At 75.1% G+C, this 4447-nt stretch carries 1 protein-coding gene; it reads left to right on the forward strand.

Annotated elements, in window-relative coordinates; genetic code table 11:
• A partial coding sequence (locus ABZ887_RS50880; protein ID WP_361306517.1) for an SDR family NAD(P)-dependent oxidoreductase occupies positions 1-4447 on the forward strand: 4447 nt, incomplete at both ends.

Below are 4447 nucleotides of genomic sequence, written 5' to 3' on the forward strand. Positions count from 1 at the left end.
GACGCCCGACGACCACGCCGCGCCGCAGTCTCGTCATTCGGCATCAGCGGCACCAACGCCCACCTCATCCTCGAACAAGCACCCGAACCCACCCCGACGGAGATCCCGGACGAGGAGACGCCGGCCGTCGCGGTCACGCTGTCGGCCAAGACCCCTGAGGCGCTGCGCGCCGCCGCGCTGCGGCTGTCCGACCGGCTGGCGGACGACCCCGGGCTCCGGCCGGACGATCTCGCGGCTCCGCTGTCGGCACGGACGGTCTTCGACCATCGCGCGGTCGCCGTCACCGGACCCGACGACCGGGCCGGGCTCGCCTCGGCGCTCGCCGCCCTCGCCTCGGGCGACCCGCACGGCGGCCTCGTCACCTCCGAAGGACCGCCCACGGCGGGCGGCACCGTGTTCGTCTTCCCCGGCCAGGGCTCCCAGTGGGCGGGCATGGGCACGCTGCTCGCCGTCGAGTCGTCCGCGTTCGCCGCCGCCCTCGACGACTGCGCGCAGGCCCTCGAACCGCACACCGGCTGGAACCTCCTGGATGTCCTGTCCCGGCCGGAGCTGCCCGCCGGAACCGACGTGGTGCAGCCCGCGCTGTTCGCGATGATGGTCTCTCTCGCCCGGCTCTGGCAGCACCACGGCGTCGAGCCCGACGCGGTCATCGGCCACAGCCAGGGCGAAATCGCCGCCGCCCACATCGCGGGCGCGCTCAGCCTCGACGACGCCGCACGGATCGTCGCCACCCGCGCCGAGGCGCTCCTCGGTCTCGCCGACACCGGCCGGATGGTGTCGCTGCCCCTCGACGCGATCTCCGCGGAGGCGCTCATCGGCGACCTCGGCCTCACCGGTGAGCTGCACGTCGCGGCGTTGAACGGCCCCGCCCACACCGTTGTGGCAGGCGCGACGGCGGCCGCCGAGGCGATCGTCGCGCACGGCCGGGCCGCCGGGCTCAACGCCCGCATGGTCCCGGTCGACTACGCCTCGCACACGCCGCACATGCACGCCCTGCGCGGCACCCTCCTGGCCGAGCTGGCCGGGATCTCGCCCCGCAAGGCCCCGATTCCGTTCCACTCCACCCTCACCGGTGCCGTCGTCGAGGACACCACCGTCCTGGACGCCGCCTACTGGTACGACAACCTCGCCAATCCCGTCCTGTTCCATCCGGTGCTGGCCGCGCTGAGCCCGCGGCACACCGCATTCGTCGAGGCCAGCCCGCATCCGGTGCTCGTCCCGGCGATCGACGCCGTGCTGCACGCATCGGGAGCACCCGGCGCGGCCCATCCGACGCTCCGCCGCGACGAAGGCGGCCTCGGCAGGTTCCTCGTCTCGCTCGCCGGCCGCCACGTGCGGGCCGCCGAGCCCGGCACCCGCTGGCGGCCGCCGGCGACGGGCAGGGCCGGGCATCCGCCGACCTACCCGTTCCAGCACAGCAGGTTCTGGCTGGGCTCGACCGGCGCGGGCAACGCGTCGGGGCTCGGCCTGGACGCGGCCGGCCACCCGCTGCTCGCCACCGTCATCCCGCTCCCGGACGGCCGCTGGCAGGCGACGTCCCGGCTGTCGGCCGACACCCTGCCGTGGCTCGCCGACCACGCCGTCCACGCGACCCCGCTGCTGCCCGGCACCGCGTTCCTCGACCTCGCGCTCCACGCCGGGCAGGCGTCCGACTGCCCCACGGTCGCGGAGCTGACCCTCCAGACGCCGCTCGTCCTCACCGCGGACACGCCCCGCGACCTGCATGTGGCGGTCTCCGCGCCCGACGCCGACGGCCACCGGCAGATCACCTTCCACTCCCGCACCGGGGCCGACTCTCCGTGGGTCGAGCACGCGACGGGACGCCTCTCCCCCGACGAGGCCGAATGGCCGCAGGACGCGCCCGACGCCCCCGCCGACGCCCCCGTCGTGATCGACGGGCTGTACGACCGCCTCGCCGAGCACGGCTACCACTACGGTCCCGCGTTCCGGAACGTCCGGGAACTCCACCGGGACGGCGCCGTCCTGGACGTCCGGGTCGTCCTCGACGGTGACCTGGCGGCGGGCGCGCACGGCGTCCACCCGGCGCTGCTGGACGCGGCGCTCCACCCGCTCGCCCTGACCGACGACGGCGGGACCGGCCTGGCACTGCCGTTCTCGTGGCGGGACGTCCGGCTGACCGCGACCGGCGCGACCGAGCTGCGGGTCAGGCTGACCGAGATCGAGGAGAAGACCCTCCGTGTCGAGGCGTGGGACGTGTCCGGGGCTCACGTCCTGACGGTCGGCGCGCTGACCCTGCGGACGGTGAGCGGGGAGGAGTTCCTGCGGTCCTTCGCGGCCTCCGCCGACCGCTCCCTTTTCGAGGTTGTCTGGAACCCGGTCGCGGTCGGCGAGGCGGGCGAGCCGCCCGTGCCGTTCGCCGACGCGGCGGCCCTCGAGACGCCGCCCGCCGCCGTCCTGCTCGACGTCACCGGAGAGCCCGACGGCCCGGACGCGGTCCGCGGCCTGACCGCGGAGGTCCTGGAGGCCGTACGCGGATGGGCCGCCGACGCGCGGTCCGCCGGGTCGCGACTGATCGTCCGGACCACGAACGCCCTGCCCGTCTCGCGGACGGACGCTGTCCCCGAACTCGCGCCGGTGTGGGGTCTGGTACGCGCCGCCCAGTCGGAGAACCCCGGCCAGTTCGTGCTCGTCGACACCGACGGCCTTCCCGCGTCGGACGCGCTGCTCCCTGCGGCGATCGCGTCCGGGCAGCCGCAGTTGGCGCTGCGCGACGGCCGGGTGCTCACCCCCGCGCTCGCCAAGGTCGCGCTCCCGGGCTCGGCCCCGTCGGCGCTGTCGGGGACGGGGACCGTCCTGGTCACCGGCGGCACCGGGACGCTCGGCGCGCTCGTCGCGGAGCGGCTGGTGTCCGGGCACGGGGTGCGGCGGCTGCTGCTCGTCAGCAGGCGCGGCCCGGACGCTCCCGGCGCGGACGACCTCAAGTCCCGCCTGGAAGAACTCGGCGCAAGCGTGACGATCGCCGCCTGCGACACCGCCGACCCCGACGCACTCGCCGCACTCCTCGCCGCCGTCCCGGCCGAGCATCCGCTGACGGCCGTGGTCCATGCGGCGGGCGCGCTCCAGGATGCGCCGCTGCTCGGCCAGACCGCCGCCCATCTGGAGACCGTGTTCCGGCCGAAGGTCGACGCCGCCTGGAACCTGCACCGGCAGACCAGGGACCTGGACCTGGAGGCGTTCGTCCTGTTCTCGTCGGCGGCCGGCACCCTCGGCAACCCCGGACAGGCCAACTACGCCGCCGCCAACACCTACCTCGACGCCCTCGCCCACCACCGCCACGCCCAAGGCCTCCCCGCCGTCTCCATCGCGTGGGGGCTCTGGGAGCAGACCAGCGGAATGACCGGGACCCTCACCGACACCGACCTCGCCAGGCTCCGCCGATCCGGGCTCGTCCCACTCACCGACGACCACGGGCTCGCCCTGTTCGACGCAGCCCTCGGCCTCGACCGGGCGTCGCTGCTGGCCGCGACGCTCGACACGTCCGCCGCGGCGGCGCATCCGTCGCCGCTGATGCGCGGCCTCGCGCCGCGGTCCCGCCCGGCGGCGGGCGGCGGGAGCGGCGCGCTGGCCGGACGGCTCGCCGAACTGGAGCCCGAGCAGCGGCTCAAGCACCTCCTGGGCGTCGTCCGGGCGCACTCCGCCGCCGTACTCGGGCACCAGGACCCGGACGGGATCGCCGACGACCGGCCGTTCAAGGACCTCGGCTTCGACTCCCTCACCGCCGTCGAACTCCGCAACCGGCTCGCCAACGCGACCGGGCTGCGGCTGCCGCCGACCCTGGTCTTCGACCATCCGAGTCCGCGGGCGGTCACCGAGCATCTGCTGGCCGCGCTCACCGAGGCGCCGTCCAGGAGCGGCCCGGCCCGGCGGACGGCCGCCGCGGCCGACGAGCCGATCGCGATCGTCGGGATGGGCTGCCGCTACCCCGGCGACGTCCGGACGCCGCAGGACCTGTGGAACCTCGTCGCGGGCGAGGTCGACGCCGTGTCCGCGTTCCCCGCCGACCGCGGCTGGCCCGCCGGGCTCTACCACCCGGACCCCGACCATCCCGGCACCACCTCGACCGACCGGGGCGGATTCCTGCACGACGCCGGGGACTTCGACCCGGCGTTCTTCGGGATCAGTCCGCGCGAGGCGCTCGCCATGGACCCGCAACAGCGGCTCCTTCTCGAAACCGCGTGGGAGACCCTGGAGAGCGCGGGACTCGACCCGTCCGGGCTGCGACAGCGGCAGGTCGGCGTCTACGCAGGCGTCATCAGCGCCGACTACGGGCTGCGGATGCTGAGCGACGTACCTGAGGAGTACGAGGGGTACCTGCTGACCTCCAACGGCGGCAGCGTCGCGTCCGGCCGGATCTCGTACACCTTCGGATTCGAAGGTCCGGCCGTCACCATCGACACCGCCTGCTCGTCCTCGCTCGTCGCGATGC

Source organism: Streptomyces sp. NPDC047061 (genome assembly GCF_040643955.1).
GTDB lineage: Bacteria > Actinomycetota > Actinomycetes > Streptomycetales > Streptomycetaceae > Streptomyces.